This is a genomic window from Undibacterium hunanense (assembly GCF_014284335.1).
Classification (GTDB): Bacteria; Pseudomonadota; Gammaproteobacteria; order Burkholderiales; family Burkholderiaceae_D; genus Undibacterium; species Undibacterium hunanense.
Genome location: NZ_JACOGF010000002.1, coordinates 549820 through 574416 on the forward strand (window position 1 = coordinate 549820; position 24597 = coordinate 574416).

General features: G+C 52.8%; 15 protein-coding genes. 6 read left to right on the forward strand and 9 right to left on the reverse strand.

All coding sequences use genetic code 11. From position 1 onward, the window contains the following. Positions 1–181: 181 nt before the first annotated feature. Positions 182–2119 (forward strand): M61 family metallopeptidase, encoded by a 1938-nt coding sequence (locus H8L32_RS05595; RefSeq protein WP_186946167.1) that lies wholly within the window; start codon positions 182–184, stop codon positions 2117–2119. 49 nt (positions 2120–2168) lie between these two features. Here H8L32_RS05595 and H8L32_RS05600 read toward each other — a convergent pair whose 3' ends face one another. The 4 genes from H8L32_RS05600 to H8L32_RS05615 all read right to left on the reverse strand — a co-directional run bounded on the left by H8L32_RS05600 (position 2169) and on the right by H8L32_RS05615 (position 6767). Continuing rightward, positions 2169–3035: a LysR family transcriptional regulator gene (locus tag H8L32_RS05600; RefSeq protein WP_186946168.1), complete on the reverse strand. Its 867-nt coding sequence runs from the start codon at positions 3033–3035 to the stop codon at positions 2169–2171. A 170-nt stretch (positions 3036–3205) separates the two neighbouring features. Beyond that, positions 3206–4198 (reverse strand): hypothetical protein, encoded by a 993-nt coding sequence (locus H8L32_RS05605; RefSeq protein ID WP_186946169.1) that lies wholly within the window; start codon positions 4196–4198, stop codon positions 3206–3208. A gap of 118 nt (positions 4199–4316) precedes the next feature. Next, positions 4317–5366, reverse strand: a complete 1050-nt coding sequence (locus tag H8L32_RS05610) for a pectinesterase family protein (protein WP_186946170.1) — start codon at positions 5364–5366, stop codon at positions 4317–4319. Positions 5367–5513: 147 nt separating this feature from the next. Further along, positions 5514–6767: a glycosyl hydrolase family 28 protein gene (locus H8L32_RS05615; RefSeq protein WP_186946171.1), complete on the reverse strand. Its 1254-nt coding sequence runs from the start codon at positions 6765–6767 to the stop codon at positions 5514–5516. A 493-nt stretch (positions 6768–7260) separates the two neighbouring features. Here H8L32_RS05615 and H8L32_RS05620 point away from each other — a divergent pair, with 493 nt between their 5' ends. Further along, the gene (locus H8L32_RS05620) at positions 7261–7776 is read left to right on the forward strand and encodes a hypothetical protein (protein WP_186946172.1); all 516 of its coding nucleotides are present in this window, start codon (positions 7261–7263) and stop codon (positions 7774–7776) included. A 116-nt stretch (positions 7777–7892) separates the two neighbouring features. Here H8L32_RS05620 and H8L32_RS05625 read toward each other — a convergent pair whose 3' ends face one another. After that, positions 7893–8927, reverse strand: coding sequence for a LysR family transcriptional regulator (locus tag H8L32_RS05625; protein WP_186946173.1), 1035 nt, complete (start codon positions 8925–8927; stop codon positions 7893–7895). Positions 8928–9141: 214 nt separating this feature from the next. Between H8L32_RS05625 and H8L32_RS05630 the strand changes: the two genes are divergently transcribed. From H8L32_RS05630 to H8L32_RS05645, 4 genes are all read left to right on the forward strand, one after another. Next, complete coding sequence (locus H8L32_RS05630) at positions 9142–10032, forward strand: alpha/beta hydrolase (RefSeq protein WP_230412065.1); 891 nt, start codon at positions 9142–9144, stop codon at positions 10030–10032. A 77-nt stretch (positions 10033–10109) separates the two neighbouring features. Beyond that, positions 10110–11375: an efflux RND transporter periplasmic adaptor subunit gene (locus tag H8L32_RS05635; RefSeq protein WP_186946175.1), complete on the forward strand. Its 1266-nt coding sequence runs from the start codon at positions 10110–10112 to the stop codon at positions 11373–11375. Between the two features lie 36 nt (positions 11376–11411). Continuing rightward, entirely contained in the window at positions 11412–14621 is a 3210-nt protein-coding gene (locus tag H8L32_RS05640) for an efflux RND transporter permease subunit (protein WP_186946176.1), read from the forward strand. 9 nt (positions 14622–14630) lie between these two features. Further along, positions 14631–16166 (forward strand): efflux transporter outer membrane subunit, encoded by a 1536-nt coding sequence (locus H8L32_RS05645; protein WP_186946177.1) that lies wholly within the window; start codon positions 14631–14633, stop codon positions 16164–16166. Between the two features lie 89 nt (positions 16167–16255). Here the strand turns inward: H8L32_RS05645 and H8L32_RS05650 are convergent, their stop codons facing one another. From H8L32_RS05650 to H8L32_RS05665, 4 genes are all read right to left on the reverse strand, one after another. Next, positions 16256–17518: a DUF2264 domain-containing protein gene (locus H8L32_RS05650; RefSeq protein WP_186946178.1), complete on the reverse strand. Its 1263-nt coding sequence runs from the start codon at positions 17516–17518 to the stop codon at positions 16256–16258. A gap of 45 nt (positions 17519–17563) precedes the next feature. Then, on the reverse strand, positions 17564–19957 hold the full coding sequence (locus tag H8L32_RS05655; protein WP_186946179.1) for a beta-galactosidase: 2394 nt from the start codon (positions 19955–19957) through the stop codon (positions 17564–17566). A gap of 180 nt (positions 19958–20137) precedes the next feature. Beyond that, the gene (locus H8L32_RS05660; protein WP_222619204.1) at positions 20138–21298 is read right to left on the reverse strand and encodes a glycoside hydrolase family 88/105 protein; all 1161 of its coding nucleotides are present in this window, start codon (positions 21296–21298) and stop codon (positions 20138–20140) included. 139 nt (positions 21299–21437) lie between these two features. Continuing rightward, on the reverse strand, positions 21438–24308 hold the full coding sequence (locus tag H8L32_RS05665; RefSeq protein ID WP_186946180.1) for a TonB-dependent receptor: 2871 nt from the start codon (positions 24306–24308) through the stop codon (positions 21438–21440). Between the last annotated feature and the right edge of the window lie 289 nt (positions 24309–24597).

Here is a 24597-nt window from a genome sequence, read left to right on the forward strand (position 1 = left end):
CATGAGATTATCAATGGTAAGCATGCAAACATCCGTAGATCCTTTGTTTTGCGGAACTTTCTCAGACAGAGACGGCCTGACAATGGCCTGACACGCATTACCAGGCAAGCACTACCCATGCGCAGGCCGTTTCAATTCCTGCTGCAAAAACGGCCTGAAAACTTCCATTGACAGATTAGCCATGAATAAAATACTGCCTGCCCTTGCCCTGTCTTTTTCGCAACTCGCCATGGTGCAGGCCGCATCTGTGAACACAGGGCCCATAACCGTAGCGCCGGTGCCACAGATAGAAGCAGCGCGCGACAGAGTATTTCGCGGTGTCATCAAGCTGCAGGTAGATGCGTCGGATACCGTGCACAAGATCATCCGTGTACGGCAAACCATACCGGTGCAAAAAAGTGGTGCCATGGTCTTGCTGTATCCCGAATGGGAAACAGCCAGCCATGCAGCAACGCAATCGGTGGCCGACCTGGCAGGTTTGATCATCATGGCAGGTGATACCAGACTGGAATGGCAACGTGATGCGGTGAACCCATTTGCCTTTCATATCTCGGTGCCAAAAAATGTGCCTGAACTCAGACTTGAATTTCAGGTACTGCCTGCAAGTCGCGGTTTGTCGCCAGATATATTGAAGTTGCAATGGTCCAAACTTGCGCTGTATCCGGCAGGCTGGTACCTGCGTAATATCGCGAGCAATGCATCCCTTACCTTGCCCAGGGATTTTCAGTTCGCCACTTCGCTTGATAGTGATATGGTTGACGGCAATCAAGTCAGTTTCAAGCAAACCAGTTTTGAAAAATTGATGGATGCTCCCGTGTATGCAGGGCGATATTTCAAGCGGGTAGAACTGACGACTGCTGGCGCCAAAGTGCCAGTACGCCTGAACCTGGTGGGGGATTCGGAAGCAGCGCTTGCCATTACTCCGGATTTTTTAAGCAAATATCAAACGATGGTGACGGCTATGCCCAGGCTGTTCCGGGGGGAGCCTTATCCACATTTTGATTTTCTGGTGAGCTTATCGGATGTGGTATTTTCTGGCGGTGGGGCAGAACATTCGGAATCGACCGAGATCAATCTGCCCGCTGATTTCTTTGGCAACCCCGACGCACAATTACGCATTGCCAGCCTGCATCCGCATGAATATGCACATGCCTGGAATGGGCGCTTCCGCCAGCCTGCCGATTTATGGACGCCCAATCTGAACATGCCCATGCGCGGCAGCCTGCTGTGGATGTATGAAGGACAGACAGAATTCTGGGGGCGCATATTGACGTCGCACCTGGGCTTCATGACGCGCCAGCAAAGCCTGGATGCACTGGCGATGGATGCGGCATTTGTCAGCGCCCGCGTCGGCAGGCAATGGAAGTCGCTGCAAGACAGCACCATTGATCCCATTTATATGGCAGGTGGAAAATCTTCAGTGCGCTGGCGTGACTGGCAACGGCGTGAAGATTATTATGTCGAAGGCGTGATGCTGTGGCTGGATGTAGAAATGCTGATGCGCGAACGCACATCCGGCAAAAAAGGGCTGGCCGATTTTGCGGGCAGTTTCTTTGGTGGCAGCAAGGCAAACAGTGTTGTCAGCACCTATACCTTCGCCGATATCTGCAAAGGATTGAATCATATTGTGCCCTATGACTGGGCTGCCTATTTCACTACCCGCCTGCAGGCGCACGATGCCAGTCATGCACTTGATGGCCTGACACGCAGCGGCTACCGTCTGATTTACACGGATGAGCCTACAGACTATTTCACGAAGATGGAAGTCGACACAGGTGCGACCGATTTTTCTCAATCACTGGGGTTCACGGTCAACAGCAAAGGCATAGTCAGCAGCGTGAGCTGGGAAGGACCGGCTTTCCGCGCCGGTATCAGCCTGGGCGCGCGTTTGCTGAATGTCGGCAAAGAAGCCTACTCGGATACCGTGTTGAAGCAGGTAATCAAGGCGGCAGCGGTATCAAAGGAAGCGATAGAACTGACTTTCATGGCAGATGGCAAAACCCGTACCGTCAGTATCAACTACACGGGTTCGCTACGCTATCCGCGTCTGGAACGCATTCCTGGTACGGTAGACCGGCTGGAGAGTTTGCTGACCTTACCCGTGCATATTGGTGGATGAATACTGTGAACAGCAGGTTGGGGCGCATATCCCCGGCAATCAAAACAAGTCAGGTGTCATGTTCTTCAACAGCATAAGCAAGTCGTATCGCCTCCGCCAGTGCCAGGCAGGCGGCACTTGCCCCGTGGGCAGGCAAGCGCAGGCTGATGGCAAATTCATCCAGTAAGGGTAAACCTGCTTCTGAACCAAGTATGTCCAGCCCGGGCGGCACTGTCGATGGCAGCAAGGCAGTCACTGCCAGGTCTGCCTGCACGGTGGCGGTAATGGCTTCTATACTGGGATAATCGACAACATTGCGCCATTCTATGCCGGCTCTGGCCAGTTCCCGCATGACCGTGGGTTTGAATACACAGGTTTCTGACACCAGGCAGAGGGGTAATGGCCGTTTTTGCCAGGCGATGCCATCCCGCCTGGCTACCCAGACTGGTCTTTCCATCGCCAATAGTTCACCCCTGGCATGGGTAGCAGGTTCTTCAATGATGGCCAGGTCCAGCAGGCCGCTGTCAAAGCTCTTCGTTAATTCGGTGGATGAACCTGCCATCAGAGATATTTCTACCGATGGGTAGGCTTTGACAAACGAAGGCAAGATGTTCGGCAAATGCATGACCATCAGATCGTGCGGTACTCCCATGCGTACGGTGCCCGTCACTTCTGTGATTGTCAGCGCTGACAGGATCTCATCATTCATTTCTACCAGAGTGCGTACCTTGATCAACAAGCGTTCGCCTTCAACCGTCAGATACACACCACTCTTGCCTCTATCCAGAACACGCCGGTCCAGCATTTGTTCCAGCCGTTTGATCTGCTGACTGACCGCGCCCTGCGTCATGTGCAGCCTTTGCGCAGCAAAGGTCATGCTGCCGGTCTCGGCTACATGTAAGAATGTCCTCAGCAATCCTATGTCGAGATTTTTCATGGCTGGGATCAGTTAACAGATTTCGAAATGTAGAGCACACATAAATACGTGGCTCTGAGATATTGACAGTCATTTATAGTAAGCCCTATCTGTTATTTTGTCTTTGCAGGCCTATCCTTTAAGATAATAATCAATCAAGAATGAAGAGCAATATGGGAATACTCACGAGTTCAATGCGACGGAAACATTAAATCGCGTGCCCGTTGTCGCTCTGCTTCAACGGGGAAAGACTTGATCAGGAGTTCCTGTGTTTGAATAACGCGTTCAGAAAAATTAAGCTGGTGATTCTGATTGATCTGGCCGGCAGCATTCAGGTAGCTGGTCAGCCGGTTTGCCAGTTGTGGCCCTGTGCCAGCCCAATTGCTGAAACTGCGAATTGCCTTGCCTAACACCCATTGCATGTATAGGTCATGACGCAATTCATCGCTTTTGTTGGACCAACTTGGTGGACGGGGAGCGCCTGTTTGCTCGTCAGATGAGGGCATGTCAGGCGTTTTCTCTTGCCTCGATGTGTCTTTTAGTTGTGTCAATTCATTTAATATCTGCGTTAACTGCGCATCATCATTCTGATACCACGCATGCACGACTACCTCACCCAGAAAGCCGAGTCGCAGGCGATCTCGCTGATCACGCCAGGTGCTGATACGTCGTATATCTTGCAAGCTGATATCTTTACCGTTACCGCTGAAATTATGCGCTGCAAGTAAGTCGTCGTGCGCCTTCATGTAGGCCTGATAGTGTTCGACGATGATGATTGCTTCCGTATAGGCAGTCGGTGGCAACATACTTTTGAGGTGGCTGCGCAATGCACTTGCACGGTCTGGCGAAACTTGTTCCAGCAAGAAAAAATTGATGATGTCCAGTAGCGCACTATTGACGACGAGTTGTTGATTTTCTGTTGCCAGCCCGGTAGGCAACAAGCGACTGTCAATCGCAGAAAAATTCGCAGAAAATGCAATTTCTGCAGTATTACCTGACGGCGCCATCTGACCCGGACCAAAGACCATGCTGGACAGGTTTGGCTTTGCACGTATCGGTGCAATGTCTTCCGGCTCATCCTGCCAGAAATAGCGTATCAATAGCAAAACCATGACTAGCGCAATGGTGACAGGGACATTTATTCCGTAGTGTTTCTTGGCTTGTTCTTTGAGTGAAGTCGACATGCGAGTGAGTATAAATTACCGGTTTGATCGATATGGGCATGGGCTGGAATGCGGTATCCAGCCCATACCCCGGAAAAAATTTTATACAAAAACCTGATGCAAAAAATACGGCAGCGACTTAGAAGACAGATGTGGGAACCCAGGCGTCAGAGCCAGCCAGGAAATTGTTTGGCTGGTACTGCGTGGTCTGGGAAGACGTGAGGTAGACGGTATATTTTTCACGTTTTTTTGCAGTGAAACCTGCGGCACCAGGTCCGGAAGATCCGTATTCCGCAAAGTACGATGTTGGCAAATTGTTGGTGGACCCTGGGGTAAATTCAATCATTCCTGCTGCATTGATTGGTGCCTGTATATTTGTGTTGATGAATATATTCGATGCCAATGCACCCCATGGGCGACCCAGGAAAGCATTCGTCAGACCGGTCTGCGGATTGCTGGAAATGGTGCTGTTATAAAAAACATAGCCACTAAGGTAATTCGTGAAATGTCTGTTTTGCGCAGTAATGGTGACTTCTCCGCCCAGGCTTCCATGTTGGTCAGCAACGATAACGCAATTATCAAAGACAGCGGCGCCATCACCAAAAATGAAATCGACATTGCCCTCGATGGTTACACCGTAAAAGTAAGAGCGGGCTGGAGTGCAGGTCGTGGAAGAACAACCCAGGCTGCCGACATACAGGGTATCCTGCCGGCCTATCAGGCGTACATTGCGCAGTACGGATTTATCAGATGCGAGATACAGTGCAAGTGCCTGTGTTTCAGCGTTCCCATCCTGCGTGTACGTGTTTTGTATGGTGATATTGTTGGCAAAAAAACCTGCGCCTGTGACGATGACTGTTGATGAACCCTTGTCGCCTACAGTTCCGCCGCTGCCGTTGGATTTTTGCGCCCAATAGCTTTGGGTAATAACGGTAGAGCTAGCATGTGCGCCCTGGCCCACCAGGCGTACATTGGGTTTGGTAATCGTCACCTGTTCGGTGTAGGTTCCGGCTGTCACATCGATTTCACCACCGTTGGACGGCAATGCGTTGACGGCGGCCTGAATGGTCGTGTAATGACCTGCACCTGTACCACCAACGGTTACTTTCGTAATGGCATTGCTTGCCGCACTGTTCAATAATAATGCGACGGTCAACGCAATTTTCCATGCGCTATTTTTATGTTTCATATTGTCTCCTTGTGCCGGGACACGATGATCGTATCCCGGCTATTGCCGTGATCTAAGGTCACTGCTTTATGTGCTTTATGTGCTTTTGGGTCAGATGTCTGTTCACCCACTCGATTGAGCAAGATTAAATTGAGCGGGAGGAAGAATTCAGAACGTGCAGCTGGGAACAGCGCCACTCATCGTAAAGTTACTGGTAGTAACGCCCGTGCCGGATGGAACATCATTCGAACTATCGAGTCCGACATTGGCATACTGGTCACCACTTTGTGCAGTCGCGTCCAGATTGACATGTGCCAGATAAGCATTGACCGGAAAGCTGGCGTTGCGGCCAGCTATGCGGGTATAGGCGCCAGATACGGATGAAGTTGCATAGGCACCATTGACAACAATGTTTGACAGCGATGGTGTACCGCCAGAGACAGGGCATGCATGGTAGTTGGTATCCATGATAACCAGATGTTTTGCGCCAGTAATACAGGTATTGACATAACTAACCTTGCTGACCGTCAAAGCACAGGGGCCGGTTTTGATGTTGATGGCATTGGCGTTGGCTGATGTGGTTCCGGAAAGGTCCGCGCCGTACACATAGTTATTTTTGAACAGGATATTTGAGACGGTATTTTTGTATATGCTACCGATGGAAAGCCCGTGCGTGCCGTAAAGCTGGCTATTTCTGACAGTGATGTTTGAGGCATCACCAGAGTTGGTTTTGACTGCAATGCCATCATCCCCGGCTTCAATGGAAGAATTTGCGACCGTTGCATTGGTGAGACTGTCAATATCAATACCGTCAGCATTGGTGCGGGTCGATGGTGTGCGTATTGTCAGCTTCCATGCGGTGAAACCATTGCCGCCCTCGACATACAGATTCGGGAAAACGGATTCCTTGATGGTGACGTTGTAGACAGTAAAGTTCGTAATGTTTTTGGCTTGCACCAGGCGCGCACTGCCACTGAGAATATCGCCACGCCCGTCAACGACACCCGGCCCCATCAACGAAGCATTGCTGCCATTGAACAAGATGAATTGCGCGTTGCTGGCATAGCTATTATTTCCATACAAGGTTACGCCGGAATTAATGACCAGCGCTGCGCCATTGACGTTCAGGCTATTGCTGTAGAAAGCATTGTTTGAGCCTGATGCCGCGAGTACCACGCTTTTCCCCGTTCCAGCACAACTGTCCAGGGCATTTTGCAAACGTGTTGTGTCGTCAGTGGATGGTGGGGACGCGCGTTGCGAGCTGGTAAATTTGGCCGGGATCGTGGTGCAAACACCTGGATAGGTCGGTTCGGTTACTGTGCGGCTGTCGCCAGTGGCCAGAGTTTGTGCCCCAGCAGAGGCAGAAAATATGAGTAATGTTGCGGTTAAGGCATGGCAACGAATTGCATTGATTGCAGTCATAAAAGTCCCCTAATAAAATATTATGATTATGTAATTTTTTGGATTAAACTGATATTGGCTGGGCCAAATGAAAATTGGTCCAACCAATACCAGTTCACGTTATAGGTATTTCTTTTCCCTTTGTCAAGGAAAGTCATGTCGCTGTTAACGCGGAAAAGACACAAAGGCCTGGGATGTAAAGAAAATAATATATTTAATTAAAACAAATTCTCAAAGGCAGCGGCTGCATTGTGGAGGGGAGATTTGAGTAGTGTCGGGGCCTGTTGGTTTGTCTTGCTGGCGTGCGGTCTTTGTGTCGCGAAAATCATGCATCCTGAAGTCATGCGTTGTTTGCTGGCTGCAAAACCTTGGTATCCCTGTGCTGAGAATTTTCATTGCCGCATTCAGGCGATTCATGCATTAGAGTTTGTAATGCATTGCATTATGAATATTCGATTTATTAATGCTTGATGTCTGGCTATAGTGAACGAATAAACTTTGCCGAATGAAAGCCATGAAATTAATTTCTCTACTTACTCTTGCAAGCAGCATGACGATGGCCAGTGTCGCTGCTGCGTCGCTTCCGTCGCCAGTTGATTTTCAATCGCATTACCTGAGCACTGCCGAGGACAAGCTGGCCATCGAGCATTTGCTCAACAGCTATACCACGTCAGTCAGTAACGGCGATGGCAAGACCTTCGCTACATTGCTGCTGGATGAAAAAGTACCGTTCATGGCAGTGCGCGGTGTGCCTGATATTGTTAACAAAGGCGATGCGCTGGATACTCGTCGCTATGCAGATTTTCGTGAGGGTGTCTTTGGTAGCGGACGCAAGCTGGAACAGGCATTCTTCAATGTGAAAATCAATCAGGACGGTGCACTCGCACAAGTGTCACTGGATTTTATTACCAAAGAGGCAGGCACACAAAAAGGGGGCTTTGGCTGGAAACTGCTGCACCTGCTGAAGGTCAACGGTCACTGGAAAATAGCCAGCGAGTTTTATACGGTAAGAGCGCTGCCTGTTGAATAAGCCTGCATCAAACCAGAATTGCGCAGCGACATAGGCTGGTAATTCAGGTGCAAATAAAAATGGTGGATAGCCAGACAGCTATCCACCGTTTTTTGACTAGAAAATGCGCAGATTAATTAAAACACCGTTTCGGCGATATTCTGATGCTCCAGCACGGCGCGCAGGGTATTGCCCGTACTGCGTTGTTGATCCTGTTTGCCGGCAAATTCACATTCGCTCATGCCGTTCAACAGTTCTGCATCACGTCCGCTGAACAATGGGCAGCGCGGGAACAGTTCTGCCACCCAGTCAACAAAGGCGCGTACCTTGGGTGATAAATGCCGGTTGGCCAGATACACGACAGAGATAGGCATGGGCGCTGGCGTCCATTGCGGCAATACCTCACGCAGTGCGCCCGATTGCAGATGCGGCATCAGCATGAAACGTGGCGCCTGTATCAGGCCAAAGCCCTTGATGGCGCAATCGATATAGGCTTCAGAATCATTTACAGAAATCTTGCCATTGACGGTGACATCTATGGTTTTGCCATCGACGATGAAATCCCAGTCCAGATTACGGCCCGTGCGGCTGGAAAAATAATGCACGGCCTGATGGTGCTGCAAATCATCTATGGTTTGCGGTTCGCCATGGGTATCCAGATAATCGGGGGCGGCACAGGTGATGCTCTGGAAGGTGCCTATACGTCTGGCGATCATGCTGGAATCCTGAAGTTCACCCACCCGTATCACACAGTCAACGGCTTCCTGCACCATGTCCACCATACGGTCACCCATACCCATGACCAGTTTGATGTCGGGGTAGCGTGAATAAAATTCGCAGACTTGCGGCAGCAATATCAGTTTGCCTATCGAGGTAGGTACATCAATGCGCAATTGGCCTTTCGGCCCGCGTGCCACATTCTGGAACGAGGCTTCGGTTTCATCCACATCCGCCAGGATGCGCACGCAGCGCTCATAGTAGGCGGCTCCATCCGGCGTCAGGCTCAGGCGGCGCGTGGTCCGGTTCAGCAGGCGCACCTGCAACAGACTCTCCAGGTTCTGGATGGTCGTGGTCACGGTCGTGCGTGGCAAGCCCAGACTGTCTGCGGCCCTGGTGAAGCTGTTTGAATCCACCACCCGGGTGAATACCTGCATTGCTTGAAAGCGGTCCATTATTGATTCCCTTCATGACGCCGGAGATGACATTTGATAAAGCTTAGACGCGTTGAGTGATTTTTAAGTGTAGCCAGTATAAATGCATTTTGGGCTCTGATTAGTCGACCTGGTGGAATAGTGATGTTGGATTATCGGTGTTTATCCCGAAACGGGTAGCGCCTACTATTCGTTCCAATCCTCAATCCCTGGAGCGGATATCCGCGACGACATGATGAACGCAACAAGTACCATTGCCCGAAAAACAAGAAGCAAGATCACCAAAACGGCTGAACCAGCTTTGCATATAAGCAATTTTCTTATCCCTGGCCCGCTGGGCTCCATCCCTGTGCGCCTGTACCGGCCACAAGGTGATGCAGTCTTGCCCGTGGTGCTGTATTTCCATGGCGGTGGCTTCATCAGCGGGTCGCTGCATGACGCCGATGTGCCGGCACGCTTCATTGCCAGAAACAGCAATGCCCTGGTCTTGTCGGTTGATTATGCACTGGCACCGGCCAAACCTTTTCCCGCTGCGCCGGAAGATGCTTATGCAGCCATGGTTTGGGTGGGCAAGAATGCCGCCAGCATCCATGCCGATGCCAGCCGTCTGGCTGTCGCCGGCGATGATGCCGGTGGCAACCTGGCTACCTGCCTGACCCTGATTGCCCGCGACCGCAATGCCCCACCGATACTGGCCCAGGCCCTGATCGGTCCCATGCTTGATCCCAGCATGACACGTCTGGGTGACGCAAAACAACTGGAATCCGATATGACACCGCAGGAATGTGCGAATTGTTATCGCCAGTATCTGCCTATGTCTTTGCAAAGGTTGCATCCGTATGCAGCGCCGCTGGAATCGCGTCGCCTGGGTGGTTTGTCCCCGGCCTTCATCGCCACGGCTGAGCATGATGTCTTGCATGTAGAAGCAGAAAAATATGCGACAGCGCTGATCGCGGTCGGCGTGCCCACCCAGGTGGCCCGCTTTGCCGGTGTCAAGCATGCGTCACTACGTGAACATGCGCCCGTGCTGGTGGAAGTGGCCGAATTCCTGCGCCGCCGCCTGGCCACGCCCTCTGAATTGAAACAGCCAGTTTTTGAATCCACAGACGAGCAAGACCATGCCTGACAACACACCAGCAGAATGTAAAGAACACAGCCACCCGCGTATCCACTATCCGCTATCTACTATCCACGAGGAATATCATGTCTAATCCAGCCAATACCATCACTTCATCTGTCAAACGCAGTTCTTTGTCCATCGCCATCAGTACCGCCATTGTTCTTTTGATCGCAGGGGCTGGCACCGTAGGCGCAATCCGGGTTCAGGCCAGCAATACCGACGCGAAAGGCGCACCACCGGCAACGACCGTTGATGTCGCCGAAGTCGTCAGCCGCAATATCGTTGACTGGCAAAGTTATTCCGGCAAACTGGAAGCCGTCGACAGGGTAGAGATACGCCCGCTGGTTGGTGGCACGCTGACAGCCGTACATTTCAAAGATGGCAGTCTGGTCAAGAAAGGTGATTTGTTATTCACCATAGACCCGCGTCCGTATGCTGCTGAAGTCGCCAGATTCCAGGCGCAACTGGCCGCCGCCGAGGCACGCGCTGCCTATACAGGTTCTGATGTGGCACGTGGTGAAAGACTGTTGGGTGAGAACGCTATCGCCCGCCGTGACTTTGAAGAAAAACAGAATGCTTCGCGTGAAGCTGCCGCTAATGTACTGGCGGCACAGGCAGCGTTAAAAACCGCAAAACTGAATCTTGAATATACACAAATCACCGCACCTGTTGCTGGCCGTATTTCGCGTGCCGAAGTTACTGTGGGTAATGTCATTGCCGTCGGCGCCAGCTCACCAGCTTTGAGTACGCTGGTTTCCGTCTCGCAGGTGTATGCATCTTTTGATGTGGATGAACAAAGCTTTTTGAAATACGTCAACCCGGCGCAAGCGAAAAATACCCAGGTACCAGTCTTCCTTGGTCTGGCCAATGAAGAAGGTTATTCCCGCCAGGGCAAGGTAACTTCCATCGATAACCGCGTTGATACCTCATCCGGGACCATACGCGTGCGTGCAGTGTTTGATAACCAGGATGGCTTGTTGCTGCCTGGCCTGTATGCCCGTATTCGCCTTGGTGGCGGTGCGCCGCATGCAGCATTGATGATAGATGAAAAAGCAGTAGGCACAGACCAAAGCAAGCGCTTCGTGCTGGCAGTGGATAAGGACAATCACACCGCTTACCGCGAAGTACGTCTGGGCACCAGGCAGGAAGATTTGCTGATCGTGGAATCTGGCCTGAAAGCGGGCGAACGCATTGTCGTCAATGGTCTGCAACGCACACGTCCCGGTGACACCATCACGCCGAACATGGTATCGATGAGTAAAGTGGCCACTGCGCCCGCTGGATCTCCTGAATCTGCTGCACCCGAGACGGCTGCCACAGCAGAAAAAACTGCTGCCAAAAAATCTTGATCGTCACGTAAAAATATATAGACAACGAAATCTATCATGAATATTTCAAAATTCTTTATCGACCGCCCCATCTTCGCCGGGGTGCTGTCGGTAATTATCCTGCTGGCCGGTGCGCTGGCCATGTTCCAGTTACCCATCTCGGAATATCCCGAGGTGGTGCCGCCTTCTGTCGTGGTGCGGGCGCAATATCCTGGCGCCAACCCCAAGGTGATTGCAGAAACCGTGGCTTCTCCTTTGGAAGAATCCATCAACGGCGTGGAAAACATGCTGTACATGCAGTCACAGGCAAATAGTGACGGCAACCTGACTGTTACCGTCAACTTCAAGTTGGGTGTAGATCCCGACAAGGCGCAGCAACTGGTGCAGAACCGTGTTTCGCAAGCCTTGCCACGCCTGCCTGCTGATGTGCAACGTCTGGGTGTAACGACCATCAAGAGTTCACCTGCACTGACCATGGTGGTGCATCTGATTTCACCGGATGACCGCTATGACATGACTTACCTGCGCAACTATGCGGTGCTGAATGTCAAAGACCGTCTGGCGCGTATCAAGGGTGTCGGTGAGGTTGGCTTGTTTGGCTCGGGCAATTACGCCATGCGCGTCTGGCTGGATCCGCAAAAAGTGTCGCAGCGTGGCCTGACTGCCTCTGATGTGGTGAATTCCATACGCGAACAAAACGTGCAGGTGGCGGCGGGTGTCATCGGTGCATCACCGAATGTGCCGGGTACGCCCTTGCAATTCAATGTGAATGCGCAAGGCCGTTTGAAATCAGAAGCAGAATTTGCCGAGATCATACTTAAGACTTCTGCCGATGGTGCAGTCACCCGTCTGGCGGACGTGGCGCGCATAGAGCTGGATGCATCTGAATATGGCTTGCGTTCCCTGCTCGACAATAAACCGGCAGTAGCGATACCTATCTTCCAGGCACCTGGCGCGAATGCGCTGGATGTATCTGATCAGGTGCGTGCGGCAATGAAAGAATTGTCGGCAGACTTTCCAAGCTCGGTGCAATACAAGATCGTGTATGACCCGACGCAATTCGTGCGTTCCAGTATCCATGCAGTGGTCGAGACCTTGCTGGAAGCGATTGCGCTGGTGGTGCTGGTGGTCATCGTATTTTTGCAAACCTGGCGTGCTTCGCTGATCCCGCTGCTGGCCGTGCCGGTTTCCATCGTCGGTACTTTCTCGCTGATGCTGGGCTTTGGCTATTCCATCAATGCCTTGTCACTGTTTGGCATGGTGCTGGCCATCGGCATCGTCGTCGATGATGCGATTGTGGTGGTGGAAAATGTCGAAAGAAATATCTCGGCTGGTTTGTCACCAAAAGAAGCAACGTACCGCGCCATGCGTGAAGTCAGCGGCCCTATCATTGCTATCGCCCTGACGCTGGTTGCGGTATTCGTACCACTGGCTTTCATGACAGGTCTGACCGGGCAGTTCTACAAACAGTTTGCGATGACGATTGCTATTTCGACTGTGATCTCGGCCTTCAACTCGCTGACCCTCTCACCAGCTCTGGCTGCGATTTTGCTCAAAGGCCATGATGAAAAACCGGACTGGCTGACCAAGGTCATGAACCGCCTGTTTGGACGCTTCTTCAATGCCTTCAACCGCATGTTCAATCGTGGTTCTGAAAAGTATTCGAAAGGTGTGGCTGGCGTCATTTCCCGCAAGGCTTCCAGCATGGTGGTGTACGTGGTATTGCTGGCAGCAGCCGTGGGTATTTCATATATCGTGCCGGGTGGCTTTGTGCCGGGGCAAGACAAGCAATACCTGATCAGCTTTACGCAATTGCCCAATGGTGCAACGCTGGACCGTACAGAAAAAGTCATACGCGATATGTCGGCCATTGCCTTGAAAGAACCGGGTGTGGAAAGTGCAGTTGCCTTCCCTGGCTTGTCCATCAATGGCTTCACCAATAGTTCCAGCGCCGGTATTGTTTTTGTGACGCTGAAACCCTTTGAAGAACGCCGCAGCAAGGAACTGGCAGCCGATGCAATTGCAGGCAAGCTGAACCAGAAATATTTCGGCATCAAGGATGCTTTCATCGCCGTCTTTCCGCCACCACCTGTGATGGGCCTGGGCACGGTTGGCGGCTTCAAGATGCAGATAGAAGACAAGGGTGCGCTGGGTTATGCTGAACTGGATGCCGCAACACAGGCTTTTATTGCTGCTGCCAGAACAGCGCCAGAACTGGGACCCATGTTTTCCAGTTACCAGATCAATGTGCCGCAACTGGATGTCAATCTCGATCGCGTCAAGGCCAAGCAACTTGGTGTACCGGTGACTGATGTGTTTGACACCATGCAGATCTACCTTGGTTCTCTGTATGTGAATGACTTCAACCGTTTTGGCCGTGTGTATCAGGTACGTGCCCAGGCAGATGCACCTTACCGTGCCAAACCTGAAGACATACTGCAACTGAAAACCCGCAATACCGCTGGTGAAATGGTGCCGCTGTCTTCCCTCGTTAAGGTGACGCCCAGCTTTGGCCCTGAAATGGTGGTGCGTTATAACGGCTACACCGCGGCGGATATCAATGGTGGCCCAGCCCCCGGTTATTCATCGAATCAGGCACAGGCTGCGGCAGAGCGTATTGCTGCCAAGACCCTGCCTGCCGGTATCAAGTTTGAATGGACTGATCTGACTTACCAGCAAATCCTGGCGGGCAATGCCGGTGTCTGGGTATTCCCTATCAGCGTCTTGCTGGTGTTCCTGGTATTGGCGGCGCAGTATGAAAGCCTGACCTTGCCACTGGCCGTCATCATGATCGTGCCCATGAGTTTGCTGGCGGCTTTGACCGGCGTCTGGCTGACAGGTGGTGACAATAACATCTTCACCCAGATCGGTCTCATGGTACTGGTGGGGCTATCGGCCAAGAATGCGATTCTGATTGTGGAATTTGCGCGGGAGCTTGAACTGCAGGGCAGCACGCCTTTGCAGGCCGCGATAGATGCCAGCCGTTTGCGTCTGCGTCCTATCCTGATGACATCCATCGCCTTCATCATGGGTGTGGTGCCACTGGTGATTTCCAGCGGCCCAGGTTCTGAGATGCGGCATGCGATGGGTGTAGCGGTGTTCTTCGGCATGCTGGGTGTGACCCTGTTTGGCCTGTTCCTGACACCGGTGTTTTATGTATTGCTGCGTACTCTTGCAGGTGGCCGCAAGCTGCATTCTGCGGTGGTGCATGAAGCACCAGCAGTTGCACATGACCACACGCATGAGCACGCTACTGTTAAAGTTTGAGAGAGCATGATGATAAATACAATCAAACCCCTGAAATCTGCTTCATCTCTGTTGATGCTGTTAATGGTGCTGGCTGGCTGTTCAGTTGCACCGACTTATCAGAAAGCGGAAGTGACAACTCCCTCTGCCTATAAAGAAGTGCAGGCAAGCAGCAACTCGAGCAACTGGAAAGAAGCACAACCTTCAGAAGAAGTTGCTCGTGGCGACTGGTGGAAAATCTTTGCAGACGATAGCCTGAATGAGATGGAGGTTCAGGCCATGGCGGCCAACCAGAACCTCAAAGCCGCTGCTGCACGTCTGAAACAGTCACGCGCCTTGCGGCAGGATGCACGTGCTGGTCTGTTCCCGCAAGTGAATGCGGGCCTCGGTGCTAACCGTGGGCGTGCTGCACCGGCGTCCCAGGGTTTGCCTGACAATACCAGGATGCCTACCAGCACGACTTACAATGCCCAGCTTGGTGCATCGTATGAGCTGGATCTGTTTGGTCGCGTGGCTTCCAGCATAGATGCCGCAACGGCAGATACGCAAAAGAACGAAGCCCTGTTCCAATCCGTGCAACTGGCCTTGCAAGCCGATGTGGCGCAAGCTTACTTTTTGCTGCGGGAACTGGATGCAGAACAGGCTTTATATGCCGCCACGGTAGAGCTGCGCTCGAAAACCCTGAAGCTGGTACAAACCCGCTTTAATGAAGGCGATATCAGCGAGCTCGATCTGGCACGCGCTAAAGCAGAACTGGCAACGGCACAGTCTGAATCGCTGGGTCTGGCACGCAGCCGTGCGGTGGCAGAACATGCACTGGCAGTCTTGCTGGGCAAGACACCGGCAGAATTCAATTTCTTGCCACGGCCTTTGTCGCGCATCGCTGTCAACATCCCGGCAGGTTTGCCATCGACCTTGCTGGAACGTCGCCCCGATATTGCGGCAGCAGAACGCAGCATGGCTGCCGCCAATGCCCGTATCGGTGTGGCACGTTCAGCCTTTTTCCCAAGACTGGATATCACTGGTTCCGCCGGTTATGAATCAGCCAGCCTTGGTGATTTATTGAACTGGAGCAGTCGTACTTTCCTTCTGGGGCCTTTGTTGTCCATGCCCCTGTTTGACGGTGGCCGTCGCCAGGCCAGTGTGGACAGGGCAGGGGCAGTCTATGAAGAAGATGTCGCCAACTATCGCCAGACGGTGCTGAATGCCTTCAGGGAAGTGGAAGATAACCTGGCCGACTTGCGCATACTGCGTGACCAGACCCAGGCGCAAGACAATGCGGTACAGGCGGCAGAGCGTGCCGCCAAACTATCACATGTGCAATACCGCGAAGGCTCGGTCAGTTACCTGAATGTGATTGATGCAGACCGTACGGTATTGCAGCAACAGCGCATCGCCGCACAACTGGATGGTGCGCGTGCCAAATCGGCAGTGAGTTTGATACGTGCCATAGGCGGTGGCTGGGATAGTCGTCACCTATCAGAAACTACAGGCACTAAAGACAGCACAGACACGGTTACCACCAGTGATGCAGGTACCAGGACCCACATGGCGAAAGCCGATTAACCTTCCCTTCGACCAGAGTGTATTCTGGTTTTTACAGCGCACCTGTATTGGTATCAATGCAGAGTGCGCTTTTTTTTAGCTATTGCTGACTAATAATTGACCGGATAATCCTTGGGAAACTTGCGTCCACCAAAGGCTTTCTTTTGCGTCCAGTCCAGCGGCGCAGTGGTCCAGTAAGAATCCGTTTCAGGCAGGCCCAGCGCAAGAAAGCCTTCGGATGCCAGATACATGCTGCCGTTGTTGGAATACCAGTCACCCAGTTCTGGTTGATGGCCGACAAAACCTATGGTCAGGAAACCATCGCTGGTGAAATTGCTGGGCTCGGTCCAGACCGCCTTGTGAACTGCCTGCATGGCGGCGCGCACCTGGCCTTCTGGCAGGCTGGGGGGCAGTTGTTTGCGCCAGGCTAACAGCCCCAGCGGCTGGAATGCTGCTGTCCTGTAGGTAAGCGAGCGACCGATGGGCGGATAACTTCCTTCCGGCGATATGAAACGTTCCAGATGTTCACTATAACGCTGCATGCGTTTCAGGGCCTGCGCCTGCAAGTCTGCCGGTTTGGCGTTCCAGAATGGCCCTTTGAACTTGACCAGCACTTCCAGCACTTCATACAGCATGGGGTACATCACGAAGGAATTGTAATAATCGAAGTGAAAGGCTTCGCCATCCTTGATCCAGCCATCACCGATATACCATTCATTGATTTTACGGATGGCGACATTCATGCGCATGGGGTCGTACTCTTCACCTATCGACATCAGCCAGGCTTCGTTCATCGCTGCGAACAGCATCCAGTTGATGTAGGGTGGTTCTATCCTGCGCAGGCCTTTGATCTCATTGATGATGCGCTGTTTGGTGACGCTGTCCAACGGTTCCCACAATGCCTTGGGAGCACGCATCAGGGCATTGGTGAAATAGGCTGAATCCACCAGTGCCTGGCCGTGGCCTTTCCATAACAGATAATCCGGGCTCTTTGGGTCTACCGAATGCGCATAGCTTTGCAAGGCCATTTGTTGCAGGCGCTTGCGTGTACGGCCTTCGGGTGTATTGTCTTCTGGCAGAGCCAGCCACGGGGCTGCACCGGCGATCAGGCGACCAAAGCATTCCAGGTAGGCGACCTGCTTGTCGCGACCATCCCAGGTCGGACTAAGCTCCAACTGAAACTTCTTTTGCAATTCGCCTTTTGCCATGGCCGACAACACCGGCTCTGCCATTTTTTGCAACAAGCCTGCCATATAGGCACGGTCGTTGGCATTGTCAGGCAAGGTGGCAGCCTGCACTTGTGTGCCGCTACCCAGCAAGCCGCTCACAGCAGAGCCTGCTACCACTGCACGCATAAAATGTCGTCGTTCCATGTCTTCCTCTTGTTATGGTTGTGCGTATTTATTTATTTTTTAAGCCTAATCCTGAGTCACCAGCGTATCAGCGACATACACACGATAATGTTTGATGCGTCCGGTGACATTGTCAGCACCCTGGCGCGGCGTATAGCGTATTCCGGCCACCTCGACTTGTTTACCCAGATCAAGAATCAATCTGTGCGGGTGGCTACCGAATGGTGGCTTGCCGCTGTAGGCAGAGTGCCAGTGATCGGTGATCTGTCCATTGATGGCATTCAAGGCCGAGCCGTCTTCCTTGTTTGCTTCTTCGCTGCTGACGTAGGCGATGGTCCAGCTTGACTGATTGAGTGTCTTGCCGTCGGCACCCAGCAAAGCCAGCTCCGCCACTGATGCAAACTGTTTTCCATCGAAGGCATCCAGCGATTCCAGGCACAACTGGCGTCCGCGTACCGGTTTGTCGAAACGTACATCTTGTGTGGCGCTGCCCGGCAGAAATTGCCCTTCATGCGCAGGTGTCAGGCCATCCAGTTTGGGCTTTGCTGTATTCGATGGGCGGGGCAGGTCGCGTTCGGGATGCAGTTGATCGAGTATGGGTGTGCTCAGCCCGGCAATGCGTGCGCTTTGTGGTCCGGTCAGGTCCAGCACCACCACTTCATTGCGACCAGGTTTGATCCATGGACCCGGCAGGTACATGGTCTGGGTTGGCCCTATGCTCCAGTACCGCCCCAGACAACGGCCATTGACCCATACCACGCCCTGACCCCAGGTCGACATGTCGAGGAAGGTGTCACCACTGGAGCTGACATCAAAACTGCCGCGCCAGAATGCCGGGCCTGCCGAACCTGCTGATCCAACATGACCTTGTGGACGCCCCGGCTTCCAGGCCAGTGGTGGCAGCTTGCCATCGGCATCGAAATCGATGGCGCGGATTTCCCAGTTTTCCAGAGCCTGCCGCTGACCATTTTTTGGCTTGAAACTGACAGGGCCGTGCAAGCCTTTCCTGTCGTGGATTTCTACCCCAAAATTCACCCGGGCGATGGTGTACAACAGAATGTCCACCGTGACAGGTTTGCTGCGCGCCGCCAGCTCAACCCGAAAACGATTGTGGCGGGTATCCATGGTGCCAGCCTGTTTGCCATTTACATAGACCCAGGCCAGGTCACGTACCTTGGCCGCTTCCAGTACGCCTGCCGGGCCAGCGGGCAGTGTGACGCGGTAGGCCACCAGGCCACGGCTGATGTCGTACTGTTCTATCGGCTGTGGTGATGCCGTCTTGATGACACGTGGCGGCAGGTTGGCAAACACGCTGGCAGATTCTTTCAGCGCAAAGGCGGCAATCTCTATCACAGACATGCGCGGCGGTACCGGTGGCAAGCTTTCACCTTCGGCCAGAAAGGGTTGAATACCATCGCGATATGCTTTGAACTTGTCGCCTGTCCATCCTGCTTCGCCTATAGGGGCGTCGTAATCATAGCTGCTGGTATCGGGACGGAAGGGGCGGTCGCAACCACCCCATAAACCAAAGGTGGTACCGCCATGCGCCATGTACAGACTGAACGAACCATTGGCTTTCAGCATGGTCTGGATATCGGCAACCGCCTTGCTGGCATCGCCACGGCGGTGTGGCGCACCCCAGGTATCGAACCAGCCTGAATAAAATTCCCCGCACATCAGTGGACCCTGCTGTACCGAGGCGAGTGCCTTGAACCCGGCCAGGGGTTGGCTGCCAAAATTGGCGACCGAAAACAGTTCGGGGATGTGTGACTTGACGACCGCATTGGTCGGATTGCATTGAAACAGGGGCACGTCGAATTTTGCGTCAAGCAAAGCCTGGCGCATCACGCGCATGTATTCCAGGTCTTCGCCAAAGAAGCCATATTCGTTTTCTACCTGCACCATCAAAATCGGACCCCCCTGAGTAATCTGCATAGGCGCCAGTACGCGGCCCACTTCATGCATCCAGCGGCGTGCCGGTTGTACGTAAGCATCGTCACGCGTGCGCAGGAAATTGTCTTTGGGGTGTTTGAGCAGCCACCACGGCAAGCCACCCATTTCCCATTCTGCACAGGCATAGGGGCCAGGGCGCAGGATGACCCACAAACCTTCCTGCTGGGCGATACGGCAGAATTCGGCAGCGTCGCGCTGGCCGCTCCAGTCATATTGTCCTTCGCGCCATTCGTGATAATTCCAGAACAGGTAGGCGCACACGGTGTTCAAACCCATGGCCTTGATGGCTTGCAGCCGGTGTCGCCAGTATTCACGCGGCACGCGGGCGAAATGTAATTCGCCACAACGGATTTGCAGGCGCTTGCCATCGAGTAAAAAATCGTTCTGACCTATCTGAAAACGCGATGATTCTGCTGCCTGTACCTTGCCTGCAAGTGGAAAGAGCAAGCTGCCAACGGCTGCTGCTGCACCCTGGATAAGACGTCTGCGCGGATGATATGTGGTCATGATGTGAATGAAAGTACGTGAAGATGATCAGCGTTGTTACGCCATCATCTCTGGATAAAAACAAAGGCAGCTTGTAGGGCAACCTTTGGTGAAACGCCCAGGACAGGAGAGGCAAACCTGGACGGAATAAACGATACCACTACAGCGCATCATCAGGCGCCGGATTGGCAGGCATCGCCGCTAATGATCAATAAACCTGATCATTTCGGCCGCCGCCAGCAAGAAAGCACCGACGCCGAAGGATGTAGATGAATTCTGGTCTATGGTTTGCCCCGGTATGGCACGTTCACCAATAGGCTGTACGTAGCCGATCTTGCCGCCCGGCTGTAGCGCGACTGTACTCAGGTAGTGCCAGCTCTTTGTGACTACCGGTGTGTATTCTGCTTTATCAAGGTAGCCATGGTTCATACCCCACAGGTATCCGTAGGTAAAAAATGCGGTGCCGCTGGTTTCCCTGCCTGGTGCCTGAGCCGGGTCCAGCAGGCTGCGGGTCCAGTAACCTTCTTCCTGCTGCAATGGTTTCAGGGCTTTGGCCATACCCTGGAAGCGTTGCACGAACAGAGCATGGCTGGGATGGCTTGCAGGCAGGTCGGCCAGTACTTTCGCCAGGCCGGCAAATACCCAGCCATCACCACGTGCCCAGAAGTCCTTGCCGCCATTTGCGCTCTTGTGTTTGGGGTAGAGATATTTGGCATCGCGGTAATACAGATTGCTTTCCTGATCGAACATCAACTGGTCGGCAAACAGAAAATATTCCTGAAGCTTGTCCAGGTAGCGACGGTCACCGGTGACTTTGTACAGTTTGGTCATGACCGGCATGACCATGTACAGACCATCGACCCACCACCAGTAGTCATTGTTTGGCGTACTCATCTGGTATTCCATGACTTCGCGCGCTCGTGCTATCTTGCGCGGGTCTTTGCTGGCATCCAGATTGTAAAGGTCGATATACGTCTGGTAACTGACTTGCCAGTCGCCAAACATCACATGTTCATCGGTCTCGCCATAGTTGTATTTCCAGCTGGCCTTGATATCCGAATTGGCAGAGCGCCAGCGATTGTGTTCTGCCCATGCAGTCGAGTAATCACGGTAGGCAGGGTTGCCTGTCAATGCATAGGCTTCCATATTGCCGGTGTGATAGGTGGCGATGTCCCAGAATGGCGATTGTGCAGGTGGATTGTTGCGCTGCCAATAGCCGTTGGCCAGATTCAGCGCTGCCATCACTTCGGCCCTGCTGGTAGCAGGTATGCTGGCTGACTGTTTGACTGGTACCGTGCTGCAAGCACCTGCCATCAGCGCCAGACCTACCATCGCAGCCTGCAAATATAGACGTCTCGTCATAGGTGGTGATCTTTCGTCGTGATCTTTGTTGAAACTGGAAGGTAGCGGCGGAAAGGAAAAATGCCTGTCCGCCTTGTGCCACTGCTTGCTGCATTCGTAGTGACAATCAATGCTGAATGCAGCGAAGCAACCAGGATGTTTATATTTTTCCGCGTATGCCTATCTTGATGGTGCGGCCATCGTACTTGGCATAATCCATGCGCGTTTTCTGTCCATCACCATAGCGACCGGTGGCATCTTCGAAGTAGTCATAGGCCAGGGTGTTAGACAGGTTGAGTGCATCTATGCGCAGCTCGAACGACTCGCTCAGCTTGTAGCTGATATTGGCGTCCATATAGCCACGGGCAGCGCGCCAGCGTATCAGGTCATTGCCGGTATTGGTCGGATTGTCACCATGCAGCGATCTGCCCTTGTAGTTGTATGACAGTCGCAATGCCAGTGGTCCTTTTTCGTAATAGCCGGTGACGCTGTAGGCATATTTCGGTACGGAATTGACTTCAATCTCTTTGCCCGCATTGGTGATCCACTTGGCGCTATTAAATGGATTGATGTGTGTATAGCTGGCGAGTGCACCAAAGCCCCGGTACTGTTCTGGCAGGAAATCGAATGCTTGCTGGTAAGCGACTTCGAAACCCTTGAGTGTCTGCTGGCCAGCGTTGCTATAACTGCGCAATACCATAGGCAGGTTAGGGTCGACTTTACCCTGCGCGTTCTGGAAAATTGCGCCCAGTGAAGTATCCGGCAGGCCCAGTGCGCCGAAGGTGGTGTTGGTTGTGCTGGCTACTGTCGCATCGGACAAATCTTTCTTGAACAGGGCGAGCGACAACAGGCTGCCTGGCCGGAAATACCATTCCAGGCTGGTGTCCAGGTTCTTCGATTTTTGTGGCAGCAGATTAGGATTGCCAGCGGTTGCCGTATTGTCGAAAGGGTTGGGAATAACAGTCTGGGCGGCGATGATGGACAGCGATGCACGGCTGATTGTTTTGCCGTAAGAAACGCGCCACATCAGATTATCGGTCAGGTCCAGAGCAGCGCTGACGGCTGGCAAGACATTGCTGTAAGAACCGTTTTCCGTATTTGGCAGATAGGTGCCACCAGTACCGGTCTTTTTGAAATTGTCGATGTTGGTGTCGGTGGTTGAATAGCGTACGCCTGCATTGATGCGCAGTTCATGCTCCATGATCTGACCCTTGAAGTCGGATTGTACATACGCAGTCGATACTTTTTCTTTGGCTGTGAAACTTTGTGCCGGCGTGAAACTGGCTTCCGAGTTATAGGTCAGCGGATTGAAATTCGCATAGGTATAGCCACGGGTGAAGCTGGACCAGGCTTGCGGCCAGCCTGCGCCGATGTCGAGATTGTCTATCGGCAGATTCGGCACCATGCCGCTGCGCAGGCTGGCTATCCCCAGCGCGTTCAACTGGGTGGTGGCAGCCGCTGTACCATTGCGCTTGTTGATGCCTTTCGTTGTTTCAACCAGGGTCAGACCGGCTTTCAGATGACCTTTCCAGTCACCAGGCAGACCATAGTCCCAATCCGCAGCAATACGTGCCTGCTTGCCCTTGTCAGTTTCACGGGTCAGGCTGGTGCCGATACCGAAGCCGGAATAATTATTCGGGTCGGTATAACTGCTGGTTGAAGACATCGATGGATAAACGTGGTCAGACCCATAACCGATCGTCGAGGTGATACCGTACATATTGCCACTCAGGGTATCCTGGTAGCTGAGAGCCTTGCTTTGGTTAAAACTGACCTGGCCGCTGAACACCAGGTCTTTGCTGGCTTCCCATGAACCGTTCAATGCGGTATAGCCAAAGGTGGTTTCATCGTCGCTGTAGGTAACGCCATTACTGAGTACCGTGTTGCCAAAAGTACCTGTCATCAGGTTGGTTGCCGGATCAATCCTGATATCCATAGGCACCAGACCAGTGTGACCAGCCTGGCCGGCGGCAGCTGCACGGTTGTTGGTAAGGCTGTTGCGTATCAACAGGCCGAATGTGATTTCATCACGCTTGTTTTTCAGATTGGAATACATCGTATCCAGGCTCAGATTCAGGCCGCCGCTTTTGTACTGGAGTGAAGAAACCAGACCATCACGCGAACGTTCGTTGCGGGAACCATAAAAGCGATAGATACGCGGCAGATAGGCATTGTCGACATCGGAACGCGAATAACCGCTGAGGTTGGCACGCGGATCATCATAATCCAGCGCCATGGCAAAGAAGCCCTTGGTCGGTGATTGGCTGCCATAAAATGAATTGTTGTAACCGCCGGTCGCTTCGAAACCGGAACGGTTATTGACACCGCCAGAATGCGATCCACCGATCAGGAAGCCCCAGTTACCCCAGGTATTGGAGTACAGGCCAAAGCCGTTTGGGTCAACATGCTTGGACATGGTGTTATATGCGCCCGATACGCCATAGCGTATGGCTTGTTTCGGATTGTCGAATGGCCGAGGTGTCTGCAAGTCGACCACGCCGCCCAGACCGCCTTCGGTCAGCTCGGCCAGTGGCGATTTGTAGAAATCGACACGCCCGAACAGTTCAGACGCAAACACGTCGTAATTGAAACCACGTGCGGCAGTGCCGATAGTGCTGGTCGAGGTCGTGTTGACGGGTGCGCCGTTGAGAGTGGTGACTGAGTATTCGGTCGGCAAACCACGGATAGAGATGCGCTGGCCTTCGCCTGAACTTTCATCGCGGTTCAGAATGACGCCGGGAACACGTTGCAGCGATTCTGCCACGTTCGCTTCCGGGAACTTGCCGATATCTTCAGCCACGATGGAGTCACGCGTGCCTATCGCCTTGGCTTTCAGGTTGAGCGCCTTTTGCAGACTGGAGCGAAATCCGGTCACGACCACGGTTTCAGCTTCTGCTGGCTGGGCTGGCACATCAGTTTTGACCGGGTTGGCCTGTGCGCCTGCGGCAGACGCTTCTTGCGCGGTGGCTTCAGCGCCATAAAAGGCCGCCAGGGCGAGTGGTAGCACGGTGGCTAAAATTTTCTTTTTCACTATGGTCTCCGTTGAATTACAGACAGTCTTAAAGGCTGCATGATGTAAATACAGCACGGGGACGCTCAATCTGGCGACTTGTATTCCGCACTGCTTTAAGTTTTCAGTAATGTGTTTCAGTAATCGCTTATTCATCACATCAACGGGTGGTATTTCAGCCTGATTGAGTGATATGGTTACGTTACCACATGAAATGCTAATGTACAAAGTCAGCTATTCGGGTGTATGGCGGTATATGTTAAGTCTTTGATTTTAAACATTAAAAAATAGTTAAAATGAGGTGAAATGA

Coding starts and splice junctions, on each gene's coding strand:
- H8L32_RS05595 (WP_186946167.1), top strand. CDS start 182: ATGAATAAAATACTGCCTGCCCTTGCCCTGTCTTTTTCGCAACTCGCC.
- H8L32_RS05600 (WP_186946168.1), bottom strand. CDS start 3,035: ATGAAAAATCTCGACATAGGATTGCTGAGGACATTCTTACATGTAGCC.
- H8L32_RS05605 (WP_186946169.1), bottom strand. CDS start 4,198: ATGTCGACTTCACTCAAAGAACAAGCCAAGAAACACTACGGAATAAAT.
- H8L32_RS05610 (WP_186946170.1), bottom strand. CDS start 5,366: ATGAAACATAAAAATAGCGCATGGAAAATTGCGTTGACCGTCGCATTA.
- H8L32_RS05615 (WP_186946171.1), bottom strand. CDS start 6,767: ATGACTGCAATCAATGCAATTCGTTGCCATGCCTTAACCGCAACATTA.
- H8L32_RS05620 (WP_186946172.1), top strand. CDS start 7,261: ATGAAATTAATTTCTCTACTTACTCTTGCAAGCAGCATGACGATGGCC.
- H8L32_RS05625 (WP_186946173.1), bottom strand. CDS start 8,927: ATGGACCGCTTTCAAGCAATGCAGGTATTCACCCGGGTGGTGGATTCA.
- H8L32_RS05630 (WP_230412065.1), top strand. CDS start 9,142: ATGAACGCAACAAGTACCATTGCCCGAAAAACAAGAAGCAAGATCACC.
- H8L32_RS05635 (WP_186946175.1), top strand. CDS start 10,110: ATGTCTAATCCAGCCAATACCATCACTTCATCTGTCAAACGCAGTTCT.
- H8L32_RS05640 (WP_186946176.1), top strand. CDS start 11,412: ATGAATATTTCAAAATTCTTTATCGACCGCCCCATCTTCGCCGGGGTG.
- H8L32_RS05645 (WP_186946177.1), top strand. CDS start 14,631: ATGATAAATACAATCAAACCCCTGAAATCTGCTTCATCTCTGTTGATG.
- H8L32_RS05650 (WP_186946178.1), bottom strand. CDS start 17,518: ATGGAACGACGACATTTTATGCGTGCAGTGGTAGCAGGCTCTGCTGTG.
- H8L32_RS05655 (WP_186946179.1), bottom strand. CDS start 19,957: ATGACCACATATCATCCGCGCAGACGTCTTATCCAGGGTGCAGCAGCA.
- H8L32_RS05660 (WP_222619204.1), bottom strand. CDS start 21,298: ATGACGAGACGTCTATATTTGCAGGCTGCGATGGTAGGTCTGGCGCTG.